The sequence below is a fragment of the Marinobacter sp. MBR-99 genome (assembly GCF_040547575.1).
Classification (GTDB): Bacteria; Pseudomonadota; Gammaproteobacteria; order Pseudomonadales; family Oleiphilaceae; genus Marinobacter.
In genome coordinates this window covers 1-16,269 of sequence record NZ_JBEPPY010000010.1, presented here as the reverse complement: position 1 = coordinate 16,269, position 16,269 = coordinate 1, and the positions used below count along the sequence as shown (strand labels likewise).

Genomic DNA, 16,269 nt, shown 5'->3' with positions numbered 1-16,269 from the left:
CGATGGCCCGCGCCCGGTTTAGATCATCCTCCCGGGATGCGCAAAGGTAATGCGAAAGCGACAGCCAGGCTGTTCATCTTCCACCAGCGACAAATGCGCCTGGTTGGCCTCGCATAACTCGCGGGCCAGGTACAGGCCAAGGCCGGTGCCGCTCTTGTCGGTGGTGAAAAAGGGCTCAAATACCGAGTGTCGGTGTTCCCGTGCAATGCCGGGGCCGAAATCCCGGACATCCACGTAAGCCCGCTCGCCATCGGCGGTGGCGCCAACCACTAATTGTATCCTGTTTTGGCCGGTCTGCTGTTTGCTGTAGCGCAAACCATTGTCACACAGATTCACCATGACCTGCTCAATCTGGCTCTCGTCAAAGCGAGCGGGCGGCACCGCGTCGTCTGCCAGTAACTCAATAATGGCTTTGGAGCCATCGTCCCGGGTCTGTTGGAAGTCCTGGGTGAATTCGCTAAGCCAGTCCCTCACGTTCACTTGCTCTGAGTTGGCGGCCCTGCGCCGGGACAGGTCGAGCACGTTTTCAATGATGCCATTCACCCGCTTCGAGTGTCGGCGAATGATATCGAGCATCTGTTTGTCGCCTTTGTCCAGGTTGGGCGACTCCTCCATCAGTTGTGCTGCGTGACTGATGGCCCCGAGGGGGTTGCGGATCTCATGGGCGATGCCGGCGGTCAGGCGCCCTAGCGACGCCAGCTTCATTTGCTGGGCTTGCTGGGTGACTTTGCTCATGTCCTCGATGAACACCAGAATCTGGTCACCCCGCTCCTGATCCAGTTGGGTAAAGTTGGCCTGTAGCAGGGGGGAGGTGGGCGACGCCTGAAACGGTTCGATGCGCATGTTGGGGTTTTTCAGCCAGGCCTCCAGGCCTTTGCGCAACGGTTTGGGCAGCAATCGGTTTTGGTGCTCTGCACCACCCTGGCTGTTGACCGACCCGAAAAGCAGCTCTTCCGCCGCTGCGTTAGCCAGTCGGACCTGGCCAAAACGGTCCAGTACCAGAATGCCCGTTCGCATGCGCTGGATGATCTGCTGGTTGATCTGCTCCAACTCCGCAATGCTTCGGGCCCGGCTGGTGGCAAGAGCCTCGCTGCGCATCATGCGCTTCGAGATGCCTTGCAAAACGAAGGCGGCGGCAAAATAGAGGATGCCCAGTGAGCCGGCGCGAACAATATCGTCCGCGGATTCGTTGATCACCAGCACCGCCCAGCCGGAGATGCCCAGGGAACAGATGGCTGCGAGCGCAGCGTAGAAAGTGCCCATGCGGCTGGGATTGAGGATGTTCCCGGCGGCAACGGAGACAATGACCAGATTGGCGAGGCCGTTGGTGATGCCGGTGCTGGCCAGCAACAGCCCATGCATTATCAGGATATCGATCAGAATAGACAGGGTAATGTGCCGCTGCCGTGGCTGCAGCCCGGCCAGCAGCATTAAACCAACAAAGGCGTTGATGGCGAGATAAGACACCGCGCCTGCCTGGTAATAATCCAGCCAGCGAAATTTGGAATCGGTGGTGAATGGGTCCACAAACAGCAGGCCGACCAGCATCAGGCTGATCACCAGCCGGTAATGATTGTAGATTCGGAACAGCCTCACCTGCTGATGGTGTGCTCGTGGCCCGAAAGGAGAGCGCGCGGCTGTGGCTGAAGATGCGTCGGTTACCATGGGTATGGTTATCTGCCTTTGGTCAGGAGAAATCCTTGTCTATGGAGGGTTATAATAGCCTTTTAACGGCAATAAGTTACAGGAGCCCTGATCATGACGGTAACCGGTACAACCACCGAAGACACTGCTGCGCCCCGTAAGCTACGGGTGGTGATGGCCCAGCTGGATTTTCTGGTGGGGGATATTCCTGGCAATACCGACTTGATCATTCAGGCCACCCGTGAGGCAGAGGAGCGGCATCAGGCTGATATCGTGTTGTTCCCGGAACTTTGCCTGACAGGGTACCCGCCGGAAGACCTGTTGCTTCGGCCGAGCCTGGATTTGCGAGTGCAAGAAGCGCTTGAGCGTTTGCAGCAGGCGAATCTGGCACCCGCCATGATCATTGGCACGCCTCTCCGCGCGGCGGGCCTGCTCTATAACGCGGCAGTGATCATCGAGGCCGGGGAAATCCGGGGCCGGTATTTCAAACGCTGCCCACCGAACTACCAGGTGTTCGATGAGAAGCGCTACTTTGCCGAAGGTTCGCAGACCCTGGTGGTCGACATCAAAGGAGTTCCGGTGGGTATCACGGTGTGTGAAGACCTCTGGAAAGATGGCCCCCTGGAAGATGCGGCGGCCGCTGGCGCCCAGTTGGTCCTGAACCTGAACGCGTCTCCCTACGACATCGACAAGCAGGCCCGCCGCAAGGCGTTGCTGGAGCGAAAAGCCACGGAAAATCGTGTCAGTATCGTTTATGTCAACCTGGTGGGTGGGCAGGACGAATTGGTGTTTGATGGTGGCTCGATGGTTTATGACCACTCGGGTACTTTGAAAGTCGAAATTCCCCAGTTCTCCAGTGGCCTGTTCCCGGTGGATTTTCTGTGTGAACACCACTGCCAGCCGGTGTCTCAGCCACTGCCTCCGGAGCCGTCACTGGAAGCGAATGTTTATAACGCGCTAGTCACCGGTGTTCGGGACTACGTTAATAAAAACGGTTTCAAGTCTGTGGTACTTGGCCTGTCCGGCGGCATTGATTCCGCGGTGACTCTGGCCGTGGCGGCGGATGCCCTGGGCAAGGAGCGGGTGCGGGCGGTGATGATGCCATTCCGATACACCTCCAGTGCCAGCCTGGAGGACGCAGAAGCCCAGGCGAGGGCTATGGGAGTCCAGTACGATGTGTTCTCCATTGAGCCCATGTACGACACCTTTATGGCGACTCTGGCCAAACCCTTTGAAGGTACACGTCCAGACACCACGGAAGAAAACCTCCAGGCGCGCCTGCGCGGCGTGTTGCTGATGTCCCTGTCCAACAAGTTTGGCTCTCTGGTACTGACCACCGGTAACAAGAGCGAGATGGCGGTGGGCTATTCCACGCTCTATGGCGATATGGCTGGCGGCTTCGACGTGCTGAAAGACGTGCCGAAAACCCTGGTGTTCCGCCTGGCCTGGTACCGCAACAGCGTTGCGCCGGTCATTCCCGAGCGAGTGATTACCCGCCCGCCGTCGGCCGAACTGGCGCCCGACCAGAAAGACGAAGACAGCTTGCCCGGCTACGACATTCTTGACCAGATTCTGCATTTTTACGTGGAGCGGGATTACAGTGCCGAGGCGATTGTCGCGGAGGGGTTTGATCGTGCGGATGTAGAGCGGGTGGTGCGCCTGGTGGACATCAATGAGTATAAGCGCCGCCAGGCGCCTATCGGCGTGCGTATTACCGAGCGGGGGTTCGGTAAGGATCGTCGCTATCCGATCACCAATGGCTGGAAGCTTGGTTTCTGATTGCTTCCCCTTGAAAGAAATAAGGGCCGGTGGCGAATGCTCCCGGCCCTTTGGGTCTCTGGATGGTTACTCGTCGCCAATCAGGCCAAAGGTGACAACATTGGTGAGCGAGCGATTCTGGCGGCGCAGGCGGTCAGACTGAAATTCGCCGTTCTCATCAAACGCTTCGCTGTTGGGGAAATTGGTGCGCAGGGTGGCAATGGCATCGCTGGCGCCTTTTTTCAGGTCCATTAACCGGAAGGTATCGGCCAGCAGAATCAAAGCTTCTTCCACGGACGGTGAAGACGGGTAATTCTCGACAACATAGCGGGCCCGGTTGTTTGCCGCGATGTATGCCTCACGCTTGATGTAATAGCGGGCAGCGTGCAGTTCCAGTTCCGCCATCCGGTTGCGCACAGCGATCATACGTTGGCGGGCATCCGGGGCGTATTCGCTGTCCGGGAAGCGGTTCAGAAGCTGCGAAAAATCCCGGAAGGCCTGCAGTTGCTCGCCAGGGTTTCGGGCGGCAACATCAATGGCGAAGTATCGCGCCGCCAGACCGATATCGAGATTATAGGAAGCAAGGCCACGCATGTAGAGGGCGTAGTCCAGGTGCTCGCTCTGCGGATTCAACCGCATGAAACGATCCGCCGCTGCCCGGGACCCCTCAAGATCAAGATTCTGGTAACGGGCGTAGATCAGGTCCAACTGGGCCTGCTCGGCATAGCGGCCGAACGGGTAGTAGGTTTCCAGGGCATCCAGGTTCTGCTCGGCTTCATTGAAGTTGCCGGAGTTCATCGCCTTGCGGGCATTGTCGTAATAGGTCTTCTCCGGCAGCACTTCCACGTCCTTCTTGGAAGCGCAGCCCGTGGCCAGCGCTATCATTGTGGAAAGTAGCAGTAATCGGACAACTGATCTCATGCCGGAATCCCGTATAATGGTCACAACTTGAATGAATTTCGCATTGTAGCAAAAAGAGGCTGAATGTCTTCCAATAACCGGATTACCGGACATTACATAGTACCCCCGCAGCTCAGCGACAAGCGCCTGGACCAGGCCGCCTCCGAGTTGATGCCCGAGCATTCCCGCTCGCGCCTGCAGTCCTGGATCAAAAGCGGCGCCTTGACCGTTAACGGCGCCGTTCGAAAGCCCAGAGACAAGGTGATGCTGGATGACGTTCTCGACCTGGACGCTGAACCGGAAGTACAGGTGACCTGGGAAGCTGAGCCGATCAGCCTGGATATCGTCTACGAAGACGAACACCTGCTGGTGATCAACAAACCAGCCGGCCTGGTTGTGCATCCGGCAGCCGGCCACGCCGATGGCACCCTGGTCAATGCGCTTTTGAATCACGCGCCAGAGGTCGAGAACCTGCCCCGGGCTGGTATTGTGCACCGGCTGGATAAAGACACCTCCGGCATCATGGTGGTGGCCCGCAGTCTGATAGCCCACACCTCTTTGGTAGACCAGCTGCAAACCCGCACGATGGGGCGGGAGTATGAGGCGGTTGTGGTTGGCTCCTTGACCGGCGGCGCCACCGTAGACGCACCCATCGGCCGGCACCCCCAGGATCGCAAGCGCATGGCGGTGGTTTCCTCCGGTAAACCGGCAGTTACCCATTACCGTTTGCTGGAACGTTTCGCCGCCCACACCCACATCCAGTGCAAACTGGAAAGCGGCCGAACCCACCAGATCCGCGTGCACATGACCCACGTGCGCCACCCTCTGGTGGGTGACCCTGCCTACGGCGGCCGCCTGCGCCTGCCCAAAGGCACCACAGAAGAGCTTCGCCAGGCCCTGGCCGCGTTCAGTCGTCAGGCCCTGCATGCCAGAAGGCTGACCCTGGAACATCCGGAAACCGGCGAAACCCTCAGTTGGGAAGTGCCGTTGCCGGACGATATGGTCCAACTCATCGAAGCCCTGCGCAAACACGCCCGGGAGCTGGAAAACAGTGATTTCTGACAACAACACCCTCACCCCGAGCTGGCGCGCGCCAGCTCATGTTCGTGCCCTGTGCACCACCCGAAAAGGCGGCGTAAGCCTGCCACCATGGGAAGCCCTGAACCTGGGCGGTCACGTTAACGACAACCCGGATCACGTGGCTGAAAACCGCAGCCGCCTGGCCGGATTTATCGGCTTGGATGCCACCAACATCGGCTGGCTCAACCAGGTACACGGCACCGGCGTGGTGGAACTCATGCCAGATAATGTAGGTGTAATACCCGAAGCCGATGCCAGCTACACCCGACACCCCGGCATCGCCTGCGCCATACTCACCGCCGACTGCCTGCCCGTCATCCTGACAGACACCGACGGCACCGTCATAGGCGCCGCCCACGCCGGCTGGCGCAGCCTGTGCGGAGGCGTACTCGAAAATCTGATCACCGCCATGGCCGTACCCCCGTCCAACCTCCAGGCCTGGCTCGGCCCCGCCATAGGCCCCGACAGCTTCGAAGTCGGCCCCGAAGTCCGGCAGGCCTTCCTCGACCACAACCCCGAAGCCGATCATGCATTCACCCCCTCCAAACAACGCCCCGGCCACTACTTGGCTAACATCTACCAACTCGCAAGTCAGCGTTTGAAAGCAGCCGGCGTTACGTCCATCTCAGGCGGCAGTTTGTGCACCGTCAACGACAGCGACTGGTTCTTCTCGTATCGAAGAGACGGTGAAACCGGAAGAATGGCGACGTTGATCTGGATGAAATCATAATCAAACCCAAGACGTCTCGGGCGAAAAACTCCGAAGCATCGGGCTGGGGCAGGGAGCGCTTTCCAGAACTGTCTGCAGCAGGGATGCTGCAGTCAAGCCTACAGGGAAGTATTTACGGCGTGTTCTGGAAAGCGCTCCCTGTTCCAGCCCCGACGACGTAATAGCATGCCCGTAACGAACCAAACTCCACGCCAAGACTGACCGCCGTCAAATTTCTGACGAAATAGCCCCAGGCCAACTTGAAGTCCCCCAGGTTGCCCCTACATTAATTCTCAAAGCAACACGAATACCCTTCACCAACCACCAACCGGTATTCGCACAAAATTCGGGGAAACGAACACATGAGAATCGACAAACTCACCAGCAAACTGCAAAGCGCCCTGGCCGATGCCCAGTCCATTGCAGTCGGCAAAGACCACAACTTCATCGAGCCCGTCCACTTGATGCAGGCCCTGCTCGACCAGCAGGGTGGCTCGATCAAACCCCTCCTTCAGCAGGTAAGTGTAGAGCCCGGCCGCGTGCGCCAGGCCATCGCCAAAGAAATTGAAAACCTGCCGGAAGTGCAGGGCAACGCCGGCGACGTCTCCATGTCAAACGACATGGGCCGGCTGTTCAACATGGCCGACAAACTGGCCCAGAAGCGCGGCGACCAGTTCATTTCCAGTGAGCTGATTCTGCTGGCAGCCGTCGAAGACCGCGGCTCCCTCGGCCGTGTGCTGAGAGAACAGGGCGTGGACAAGGCTGCCCTGGAAAAAGCCATTGATGCCGTGCGCGGCGGCGAAACCGTCAACGACGCCAGTGCCGAAGAAAATCGTCAGGCGTTGTCCAAATACACCATCGACCTCACCGAGCGCGCCGAAGCCGGCAAACTGGACCCGGTCATCGGCCGTGATGATGAAATCCGCCGCACCATCCAGGTACTCCAGCGCCGCCGCAAGAACAACCCCGTACTGATTGGTGAGCCGGGTGTGGGTAAAACCGCCATTGTTGAAGGCCTGGCCCAACGCATCGTCAACGGTGAAGTGCCGGACGGCCTCAAGGATAAAAAGGTGCTGTCTCTGGACATGGGTTCACTCATCGCCGGCGCCAAGTTCCGCGGTGAGTTCGAGGAGCGCCTGAAAGCCGTGCTTAACGAACTGTCCAAACAGGAAGGTCAGATCATCCTGTTCATCGATGAGATCCATACCATGGTCGGCGCCGGCAAAGCCGAAGGCTCCATGGACGCCGGCAACATGCTCAAGCCCGCGCTGGCACGGGGAGAGTTGCACTGCGTAGGTGCCACCACCCTGAACGAATACCGGGAAAACATCGAGAAAGACGCAGCGCTCGAGCGCCGTTTCCAGAAAGTACTGGTGACCGAGCCCAGTGAGGAAGACACCATTGCGATTCTTCGTGGCCTGAAAGAGCGTTACGAAGTTCACCACGGTGTGGAAGTGACCGATGGCGCGATCATCGCCGCCGCGAAACTGTCCCACCGTTACATCACCGATCGCCAGCTGCCGGACAAGGCCATTGACCTGGTGGATGAAGCAGCCAGCCAGATTCGCATGGAAATGGATTCCAAACCCGAGGCGTTGGATCGCCTGGAGCGTCGCCTGATTCAGCTGAAAATTGAACGGGAAGCCCTGAAGAAGGAAACCGATGCCGCCTCCAAGAAACGGCTGGAGGAGCTGTCATCCGTGATTGTCAGCGTCGAACGCGAATACGCGGATCTGGAAGAAATCTGGAACACCGAGAAAGCGGCACTGCATGGCTCCCAGAAGATCAAGAGCCAGCTGGAGCAGGCCAGGATTGATCTGGAAAACGCCCGCCGCGCGGGTGACCTGGGCAAAATGTCCGAGCTTCAGTACGGCACCATTCCTGAGCTGGAGCGCCAGCTGGATATGGCCAGCCAGGCTGAAATGATGGAAATGAAGTTGCTGCGCAACCGGGTAACCGACGAGGAAATTGCCGAGATCGTCTCCAAGTGGACCGGTATCCCGGTATCGAAGATGCTCGAGGGCGAGCGGGACAAACTGATGCGCATGGAAGACGCCCTGCACGACCGGGTGATCGGCCAGCATGAAGCGGTCGAGGCGGTCTCCAATGCCGTGCGCCGGTCCCGGGCCGGGTTGTCTGATCCCAACCGGCCGAATGGCTCGTTCCTGTTCCTCGGGCCGACCGGTGTGGGCAAGACCGAGCTGTGTAAGGCCCTGGCATCGTTCCTGTTTGATACCGAAGAGGCCATGGTGCGGATCGATATGTCCGAGTTCATGGAGAAGCACTCCGTCGCTCGTCTGATCGGTGCGCCTCCCGGTTACGTGGGCTATGAAGAAGGTGGCTACCTGACTGAGGCGGTACGCCGCCGGCCATACTCGGTGCTGCTGCTGGATGAGGTGGAAAAGGCCCATCCTGATGTCTTCAACGTCCTGCTGCAGGTGCTGGATGATGGTCGCCTGACCGACGGCCAGGGCCGTACGGTCGACTTCCGGAATACCGTGATCGTGATGACCTCAAACCTGGGCTCCCACATCATTCAGGAAAAGGCGGGTGAGGAAAACTACGACGCCATGAAGGCGGCAGTGATGGAGGAGGTGGGAACGCACTTCCGCCCCGAGTTCATCAACCGGGTAGACGAAGTGGTGGTGTTCCATCCGCTGGCGGAGAACCAGATTCAAGGTATTGCCCGTATCCAGATCGAGAATCTGGCGCGGCGATTGAAGGATCAGGATATGAAGCTTGAGCTGGACGATGCGGTTATGCAACTGCTGGCGGAAGTGGGCTACGACCCGGTCTACGGTGCGCGCCCTCTCAAGCGAGCGATTCAGCGGATGATTGAGAACCCCCTGGCTCAGAAACTGCTGCAGGGCGGCTTTGTGCCCGGCGACACCATCCGCGCCAGCGTGGCTGGTGGCCAGTTGGAGTTTACAAAAGTCTGAGGCTCCACGCGCCAGGGCGGCATAAAAAAGGCCAGGCAACGCAAGTCGCCTGGCCTTCTTGATTTTGGGTGTTCATTAGATTTTAGCGTTGTGCTGGTGTGCCGTTTAACGGGCCACAGTTCTCGTCGGCAATCTCCTGGAACCGGCGACGCTGCTCGTCGATCTCTTCGGGAGCCAGATATCGTCTTTCTCCGTTTTCCTCTACCTGTATGCGGGCGTTACTGTTAATTACGTCCAGGTTGGACCGGGCGGTGGCACAATTGGCTTCCCGCTGCTTGCGGCGAGCTTCCTCAACAGCGGTCTCTTGACGGCGCTGTTCCTGGGAGCGCTGCTGCTCCTGCAGTTCTCCCAGCTGTTCCTGGGCACTCTGGCGCTGGCCAGACTGGCTTCTGCTGGTGGTGCCGGAGCGGACATTCACCTGCTCCGAGTTCGCGCCCGTTGGCTGGCGGTCGCCAAAGTGGGTTACCCCGTTTTCATCTGTCCATTTATACACTGAAGCGCCGGCCGCAAGGCCCGGTGTCATCGCCATCAGAAGTGTCAGCATCAGGATTTTTCGATTCATGTCTCTGCCCGTTTCTTGTCTACTGCCTGGGGATATCATGCCATCGAAACGATGGATTTTCCCTTGCCTGGTTCAAATCTCTTGCACGTTATATCCCGTCAGTATGGCAGAGTGTAGAGGAAAATGGTCGCAATTAAGCCGCAGCGCCTATTGACAGTGAGTTTCCCGCTGTCAGAATTACCGATTGCCTGAAGACTGGGGTCAATACGGCAGGCAATCCCGAGCGAGTATCCCCCGTTAATCACCACACTGAGTTCGCCACGCGCTGGCGGGCGCTGGTTGTTGCTTACGTGCAACCCGTTGATTGGTCGTTCTCCGCAACCCTCAGGAGGGCGGCTGGCCAGGAGACAACCTCTTATTCATGGTGTGGAGGAGTTCACCGGTTCCGCTTTCAAAAGAAGCAGGGAAACCGAAAATCCAGGCAACCGGGGCGAAACCCGGCTCATTCACTCGTAGAAGAGGGTAGAAAATCGTGGAGTTATTGTCTGGCGCCGATATGCTGATCCGCTCCCTGCAGGATGAAGGGATCGAATACATATACGGCTATCCGGGTGGTGCAGCCCTTCATATTTATGATGCGCTGTTCAGGCAGGACAAAGTCAAGCATATTCTGGTGCGGCACGAGCAGGCGGCGGTCCACATGGCCGACGGCTACGCCCGTGCAACCGGAAAACCAGGTACCGTACTGGTGACCTCGGGTCCTGGAGCCACCAACACTATTACCGGCATTGCCACCGCCTTTATGGATTCCATCCCCATGGTGGTTCTGTGCGGCCAGGTTGCATCCACCCTGATTGGTGAAGATGCTTTCCAGGAAACCGATATGATGGGTGTTTCCCGCCCGGTGGTTAAACACAATCTCAGTGTGCGCCATCCGGAAGAAATTCCTGAAGTGATCCGCAAGGCTTACTACATCGCCTCTACCGGCCGCCCCGGCCCGGTGGTGGTGGATATCCCCAAGGATATGACCACCCCGAACGAGCGCTATGAGTATTCCTATCCCAAGAAAGTGAAACTGCGCTCCTATAACCCGGCGGTTCGTGGCCACGCAGGCCAGATCAAGAAAGCTGTGGATATGTTGATGGCCGCCAAGCGCCCGATGATTTACGCCGGTGGCGGGGTGATTCTGGGTAAGGCCTCGAGCCAGTTGACTGAGCTGACCAAGACACTGGGATTCCCGATCACCAATACCCTGATGGGCATTGGTTGTTATCCGGCGACTGACAAACAGCACCTTGGCTGGCTGGGCATGCACGGCACCTACGAAGCCAACATGGCGATGCACCACTCAGACCTGATTCTCTGCGTCGGTGCGCGTTTTGATGACCGGGTAACCAATGCCACCGAGAAGTTCTGCCCTGGCGCTCGCATCATCCATATCGACATTGACCCCGCGTCTATTTCCAAAACGATTGATGCCGATGTGCCGATTGTGGGCCCGGTGGATGCGGTCCTGAAGGAAATGCTGTCACTGGTCAAAGAGTCCAAAGACAAGCCGGATGCGGATGCGCTGGCGGCCTGGTGGAAGCAGATTGAAGAGTGGCGAGCATTCCACGGGATGCGTTACGAGACCAGCCCGGACGTCATCAAGCCGCAGGAAGTGGTTGAGATGCTCTGGAAGCTCACCAACGGCGACGCCTTTGTGACCAGCGATGTTGGTCAGCACCAGATGTTCGCGGCCCAGTATTACAAGTTTGATAAGCCTAACCGCTGGATCAACTCCGGGGGCCTTGGCACCATGGGCTTCGGCTTGCCGGCAGCTATGGGCATCAAGCTGACTCACCCGGATGACGAAGTGCTGTGCTTCACCGGTGAGGGTAGTATCCAGATGAACATTCAGGAGCTGTCTACCTGCAAGCAATACAATCTGCCTGTGAAGATCATCAACCTGAACAACCAGGCACTGGGTATGGTCAAGCAATGGCAGGACATGAACTATGAGTCCCGGCACGCTGAATCCTACATGGAGTCATTGCCCGATTTCATCAAGCTGGCGGAAGCCTACGGTCATGTCGGTGTTCGCATTGAGCGCAAGGAAGATCTTGAGCCCAAGCTCAAGGAAGTTCTGGCGATGAAAGACCAACTGGTGTTTGTGGACATCTACGTTGACCGCTTCGAGCATGTGTACCCGATGCAGGTTGCTCGTGGTTCCATGAAAGACATGTGGCTCAGCAAAACGGAGAGGGTGTGATCATGCGTCGAATCATTTCTGTTTTGCTTGAAAACGAACCTGGCGCTCTGTCTCGGGTGGTTGGCCTGTTCTCGCAGCGTAACTACAACATCGAGACCCTGACCGTTGCGCCGACAGAAGACGAAACCTTGTCCCGCCTGACGGTTACCACCACCGGTTCCGACAAGGTCATCGAACAGATCACCAAACAGCTGAACAAGCTGATTGAAGTGGTCAAGCTGGTCGACCTCACCGAAGGTTCGCACATTGAACGCGAACTGATGCTGGTGAAGCTCAAGGCGACCGGCTCCCAGCGTGCGGAAATCAAGCGCACGGTGGATATCTTCCGAGGCCAGATCGTGGACGTGACCAGTTCCGTGTACACCGTGCAGTTGGCGGGTGACAGCGACAAGCTGGATGGCTTTATCCAGGCGGTGGGTACCTCCGGAATCCTTGAAGTGGTGCGTACCGGCGTCTCAGGTATCGCTCGTGGCGAAAAGGTGCTCAGCCTCTGAGGCTGCTTTGCAAATTTGAACATCATGGCCCGGCAGGGCCATTACATATAATAGAGGTTTCTCATGCAGGTTTATTACGATAAGGATTGTGATCTTTCCATCATCCAGGGCAAGAAAGTTGCCATTCTGGGCTTCGGCTCCCAGGGCCACGCGCACGCGTGCAACCTGAAGGACTCGGGCGTTGATGTAGTGGTTGGCCTGCGTGCCGGCTCCTCCTCCATCGCTAAAGCCGAAGCCTACGGACTGAAGACCAGCGACGTGGCTTCGGCCGTTGCTGCCGCTGATGTGGTTATGGTTCTGACTCCGGACGAATTCCAGGCCCAGTTGTACCGTGAGGAGATCGAGCCGAACCTGAAGCAGGGCGCTACCCTGGCCTTCGCTCACGGCTTCGCGATCCATTACAACCAGATCGTTCCGCGTAAAGATCTGGACGTGATTATGGTTGCCCCGAAGGCGCCGGGCCACACTGTGCGCACCGAGTTCACCAAGGGCGGCGGCATTCCTGATCTGATCGCCATCTTCCAGGACGCCTCTGGTAACGCCAAGAACGTTGCTCTGTCTTACGCCAGCGGCATTGGCGGCGGTCGTACCGGCATCATCGAAACTACCTTCAAAGACGAAACCGAAACCGACCTGTTTGGTGAGCAGGCGGTTCTGTGTGGTGGTGCGGTTGAGCTGGTAAAAGCCGGTTTCGAGACATTGACCGAAGCGGGCTACGCGCCGGAAATGGCTTACTTCGAGTGTCTTCACGAGCTGAAGCTGATTGTTGACCTGATGTACGAAGGCGGCATCGCCAACATGAACTACTCCATCTCCAACAACGCCGAGTACGGTGAGTACGTAACCGGCCCGGAGGTGATCAACGAGCAGTCCCGTGAGGCCATGCGCAACGCACTGAAGCGCATTCAGAGTGGCGAATACGCCAAGATGTTCATCTCTGAGGGTGCGTTGAACTACCCGTCCATGACGGCGCGTCGTCGCCAGAATGCGGCTCACGAGATCGAGACCGTAGGCGAGAAGCTGCGCTCCATGATGCCGTGGATTTCCGCAAACAAAATCGTGGATAAAGACAAGAACTGATCCGGGATTTCCGGTACGGTTTTGAAAGCGCGGCCCTAGTGGCCGCGTTTTTCGTATATACTCCGCCCAAATGCTTTCCGGAGTTTATGGAATGACTGAAGACAAAAAATCTGTTGAACATCCAGAGTCCCACGGTGCACACGAGTCAGAAGTGGCGGCCGGAGAGGTTATTGAGGAAGAAGTCGTCGGTGGTGCAAAGGTTCGCCGAAAGGGTATCTATCTACTGCCAAATGCCCTGACAACGGCATCCCTGTTTTCCGGGTTCTATGCGATTGTTTCAGCAGCCAACGGCGTTTTCGATAATGCAGCTATTGCAATATTCGTCTCCATGATTCTCGACGGCCTTGATGGCCGGGTAGCGCGGATGACCAATACCCAGAGTAAGTTCGGGGAAGAATACGATAGCCTTGCCGACATGGTGGCATTCGGCGTTGCGCCCGGCATGGTGGCTTTTTTCTGGGCTCTGAACGGCCTCGACAAGGTTGGCTGGGCTATTACGTTCATCTACGTTGCAGGAGCTGCCCTGCGCCTCGCCCGTTTCAACACCCAGATTGGATCGGTGGACAAGAAGTACTTTGTTGGGCTGCCGAGCCCGGCTGCTGCAGCGTGTGTGGCAGGTCTGGTCTGGTGCTTCCATCAGTATGAGCCAGCCACCTGGCTGACCTTGCTATCTATTATTGTTGTAGGCGGCGCGGGCGTGCTGATGGTCAGTAATGTGCTTTACCGAAGTTTTAAAGACCTTGATATGCGAGGGCGGGTGCCATTTGCGGCCATCCTGCTGGTTGTGCTGATTCTTGTGGTGATCGCCCTTGATCCGGCAACCGTACTGTTCACAGCATTCCTGATTTATGCACTGTCTGGTCCGGTGCGGGCCCTGTTCAGAAACAAGGCCAAGCGCGCCTGACGCATTAGTGCTCCCGCCCGGCTCGATCCGGGCGGGAATTTCTCCGGGAATCAACGGTCACTTGTTTAAACCGCTTCCTCTGGAGTCAGCTCATGCTCATCAAACGGCGTCCGTCCTGGTCTTTGTCCGAATCCGAAGTCACTCCCCGGTCTGTCTATGTGAACCGCCGCAAGTTTATGACCGGTGCCATTGCCTCTGCTGCAGCCCTCGCTGCCCCGGGTCTTTTGCGGGCAAGTGACAGCCCTACGACCACTCCGTTGGCCTTTCGTGAAATGCCGAAGTACTCGACCGACGAGAAGAAAACGCCTTTTGATGCGGTTGCCAAATACAACAATTTCTACGAGTTTGGCACCGGCAAGGGTGATCCTGCCAAGTATGCCCGCGAAATGTCTGTGGATCCCTGGTCTGTGGAGGTTGATGGTGAGTGTGCCCGGCCAGGTCGTTACGCCCTGGAAGATCTGCTGAAGCCCCACGAGTATGAAGAACGCATTTATCGGCTTCGTTGTGTTGAGGCCTGGTCCATGGTGATTCCCTGGGTTGGCGTGCCGTTGGCGGCCGTGTTGAAGCGCCTCGAGCCGAATTCGCGAGCGAAATATGTGTACTTCGAAACCTTGCATGACCCAAGACAGATGCGTGGGCAGCGGTCTCTGTTCAGTACCATAGATTGGCCGTACCGGGAGGGGCTGCGTATGGATGAGGCGATGAACGAGCTTTCGTTCCTGGCTATTGGTCTCTATGGCGAAACTCTGCCTAATCAGAATGGCGCTCCGATCCGCCTCGTGGTTCCCTGGAAGTACGGATTCAAGAGTATTAAATCGATTGTTCGGATTCGGTTTCTGGAAGAGCAGCCTAAAACAACATGGGAATTGCTTGCGCCAAGTGAGTACGGATTTTATGCCAACGTAAACCCTGAGGTGGATCATCCGCGTTGGAGTCAGAAGAGAGAGCGGCGTTTACCCTCTGGTGTGCTCCGTCCGAATTGGATGGAAACCCGAATGTTTAATGGTTACGAAGAGCAGGTTGCCCAGCTCTATAAGGGTATGGATCTGACAAGGTACTACTGATGCCGTCTGCAGCCGAACGGTTGGTGTCCAGCGTTTCCGCAAAAGTCGTGGTCTTTTGTTTCGCCCTTATTCCTTTATTTCTGCTGGTGTTTGATGTGGTCGCCGGCAGAATTGGCCCGGACCCGGGGCAGGAGATAACCGAGCGGCTGGGTATTGCTGCGTTCCAGCTAGTGCTCGTGACGCTTCTGGTAACTCCGTTGAGAAGATTGACGGGTTGGGCTGGATGGCTGCGCCACCGCCGCATGCTGGGTTTGTTCGCCTTTTTCTACGCAGTACTGCACGTGTTTGCGTTCTTACAACTTATCCTTGGTTGGGGCGATCTTTGGGCCACCTTCACCCGCCGACCGTACATTGCGCTAGGCGCGGCCGCATTCCTGTTGCTGGTTCCCCTGGCGTTGACCTCCACCAAAAAGATGATGCGGAAGACTGGTCGGTACTGGAAGCCCTTGCATCGACTCATATACCTTTCTGCCGTGTTCGCTTGGTTGCATTTTCTCTGGCAGGCGAGAAGTGATGTGACGGAAATGGTCGTGTACGGGGCAGCACTGTTCGTCTTGCTCGGGCTGAGGGTTTATTGGTTCGGCGTGTATTCGCTGATTCCGCTTAGAGCCCGTTAATTCAGTACATAAAATGCTCGCTTTGTTGGTGATTTGATCAGGCGAGTAGGTGGAAACGGAATTCTATGTTTTTTTTCACAAGAGGGCGTTGACAGTTTTCCTGACGTCTGTAGAATGCGCACCACTTCTGAGGGACAAGCCGGTAACGGCAACCTCCCAGACGAAAGCAACTGTTTGAAAGTGTTCGAAAATTTGATCTTAAAATTCTTCGAAATAAACGGTTGACAGGGCAGCGGAACGATGTAGAATACGCGGCCTTGATTGAGCAACAGCTCAAACGCTCTTTAAAAAGTTAACCAAGTAATTCGTGTGGGCGCTGGCCGAGGT

General features: G+C 57.2%; 13 protein-coding genes. 10 read left to right on the top strand and 3 right to left on the bottom strand.

Annotated elements, in window-relative coordinates; all coding sequences use genetic code 11:
• Window positions 1-18: 18 nt before the first annotated feature.
• The gene (locus ABIE59_RS10185) at window positions 19-1,665 is read right to left on the bottom strand and encodes a sensor histidine kinase (RefSeq protein ID WP_502915348.1); all 1,647 of its coding nucleotides are present in this window, start codon (window positions 1,663-1,665) and stop codon (window positions 19-21) included.
• A 93-nt stretch (window positions 1,666-1,758) separates the two neighbouring features.
• On the opposite strand from ABIE59_RS10185, the gene ABIE59_RS10180 reads away from it, so the two are divergent.
• Window positions 1,759-3,423 (top strand): NAD+ synthase, encoded by a 1,665-nt coding sequence (locus ABIE59_RS10180; protein ID WP_354446597.1) that lies wholly within the window; start codon window positions 1,759-1,761, stop codon window positions 3,421-3,423.
• A 66-nt stretch (window positions 3,424-3,489) separates the two neighbouring features.
• On the opposite strand, the gene ABIE59_RS10175 is transcribed toward ABIE59_RS10180, so the two are convergent.
• Complete coding sequence (locus tag ABIE59_RS10175) at window positions 3,490-4,323, bottom strand: outer membrane protein assembly factor BamD (RefSeq protein WP_138438111.1); 834 nt, start codon at window positions 4,321-4,323, stop codon at window positions 3,490-3,492.
• A 63-nt stretch (window positions 4,324-4,386) separates the two neighbouring features.
• Here ABIE59_RS10175 and rluD point away from each other — a divergent pair, with 63 nt between their 5' ends.
• From rluD to clpB, 3 genes are all read left to right on the top strand, one after another.
• Window positions 4,387-5,364 (top strand): 23S rRNA pseudouridine(1911/1915/1917) synthase RluD, encoded by a 978-nt coding sequence (rluD, locus tag ABIE59_RS10170; protein WP_354446594.1) that lies wholly within the window; start codon window positions 4,387-4,389, stop codon window positions 5,362-5,364.
• Window positions 5,354-6,112 (top strand): peptidoglycan editing factor PgeF, encoded by a 759-nt coding sequence (pgeF, locus tag ABIE59_RS10165; RefSeq protein ID WP_354446592.1) that lies wholly within the window; start codon window positions 5,354-5,356, stop codon window positions 6,110-6,112. The genes rluD and pgeF overlap by 11 nt, the downstream gene beginning before the upstream one ends.
• Before the next feature lie 341 nt (window positions 6,113-6,453).
• Complete coding sequence (clpB, locus tag ABIE59_RS10160; RefSeq protein WP_354446590.1) at window positions 6,454-9,030, top strand: ATP-dependent chaperone ClpB; 2,577 nt, start codon at window positions 6,454-6,456, stop codon at window positions 9,028-9,030.
• A gap of 82 nt (window positions 9,031-9,112) precedes the next feature.
• Here clpB and ABIE59_RS10155 read toward each other — a convergent pair whose 3' ends face one another.
• On the bottom strand, window positions 9,113-9,592 hold the full coding sequence (locus ABIE59_RS10155) for a DUF4124 domain-containing protein (RefSeq protein WP_354446588.1): 480 nt from the start codon (window positions 9,590-9,592) through the stop codon (window positions 9,113-9,115).
• A 472-nt stretch (window positions 9,593-10,064) separates the two neighbouring features.
• Between ABIE59_RS10155 and ABIE59_RS10150 the strand changes: the two genes are divergently transcribed.
• The 6 genes from ABIE59_RS10150 to msrQ all read left to right on the top strand — a co-directional run bounded on the left by ABIE59_RS10150 (window position 10,065) and on the right by msrQ (window position 15,942).
• Window positions 10,065-11,783 (top strand): acetolactate synthase 3 large subunit, encoded by a 1,719-nt coding sequence (locus ABIE59_RS10150; RefSeq protein ID WP_354446586.1) that lies wholly within the window; start codon window positions 10,065-10,067, stop codon window positions 11,781-11,783.
• Window positions 11,784-11,785: 2 nt separating this feature from the next.
• Entirely contained in the window at window positions 11,786-12,277 is a 492-nt protein-coding gene (gene ilvN, locus ABIE59_RS10145) for an acetolactate synthase small subunit (protein ID WP_061332344.1), read from the top strand.
• 63 nt (window positions 12,278-12,340) lie between these two features.
• Entirely contained in the window at window positions 12,341-13,357 is a 1,017-nt protein-coding gene (gene ilvC, locus ABIE59_RS10140) for a ketol-acid reductoisomerase (protein WP_354446583.1), read from the top strand.
• A gap of 91 nt (window positions 13,358-13,448) precedes the next feature.
• Entirely contained in the window at window positions 13,449-14,261 is an 813-nt protein-coding gene (gene pssA / locus ABIE59_RS10135; RefSeq protein WP_354446581.1) for a CDP-diacylglycerol--serine O-phosphatidyltransferase, read from the top strand.
• A gap of 92 nt (window positions 14,262-14,353) precedes the next feature.
• Entirely contained in the window at window positions 14,354-15,325 is a 972-nt protein-coding gene (msrP, locus tag ABIE59_RS10130; protein ID WP_354446579.1) for a protein-methionine-sulfoxide reductase catalytic subunit MsrP, read from the top strand.
• On the top strand, window positions 15,325-15,942 hold the full coding sequence (gene msrQ, locus ABIE59_RS10125) for a protein-methionine-sulfoxide reductase heme-binding subunit MsrQ (RefSeq protein WP_354446577.1): 618 nt from the start codon (window positions 15,325-15,327) through the stop codon (window positions 15,940-15,942). Before msrP ends, msrQ begins: the two co-directional genes overlap by 1 nt.
• Window positions 15,943-16,269 lie beyond the last annotated feature (327 nt).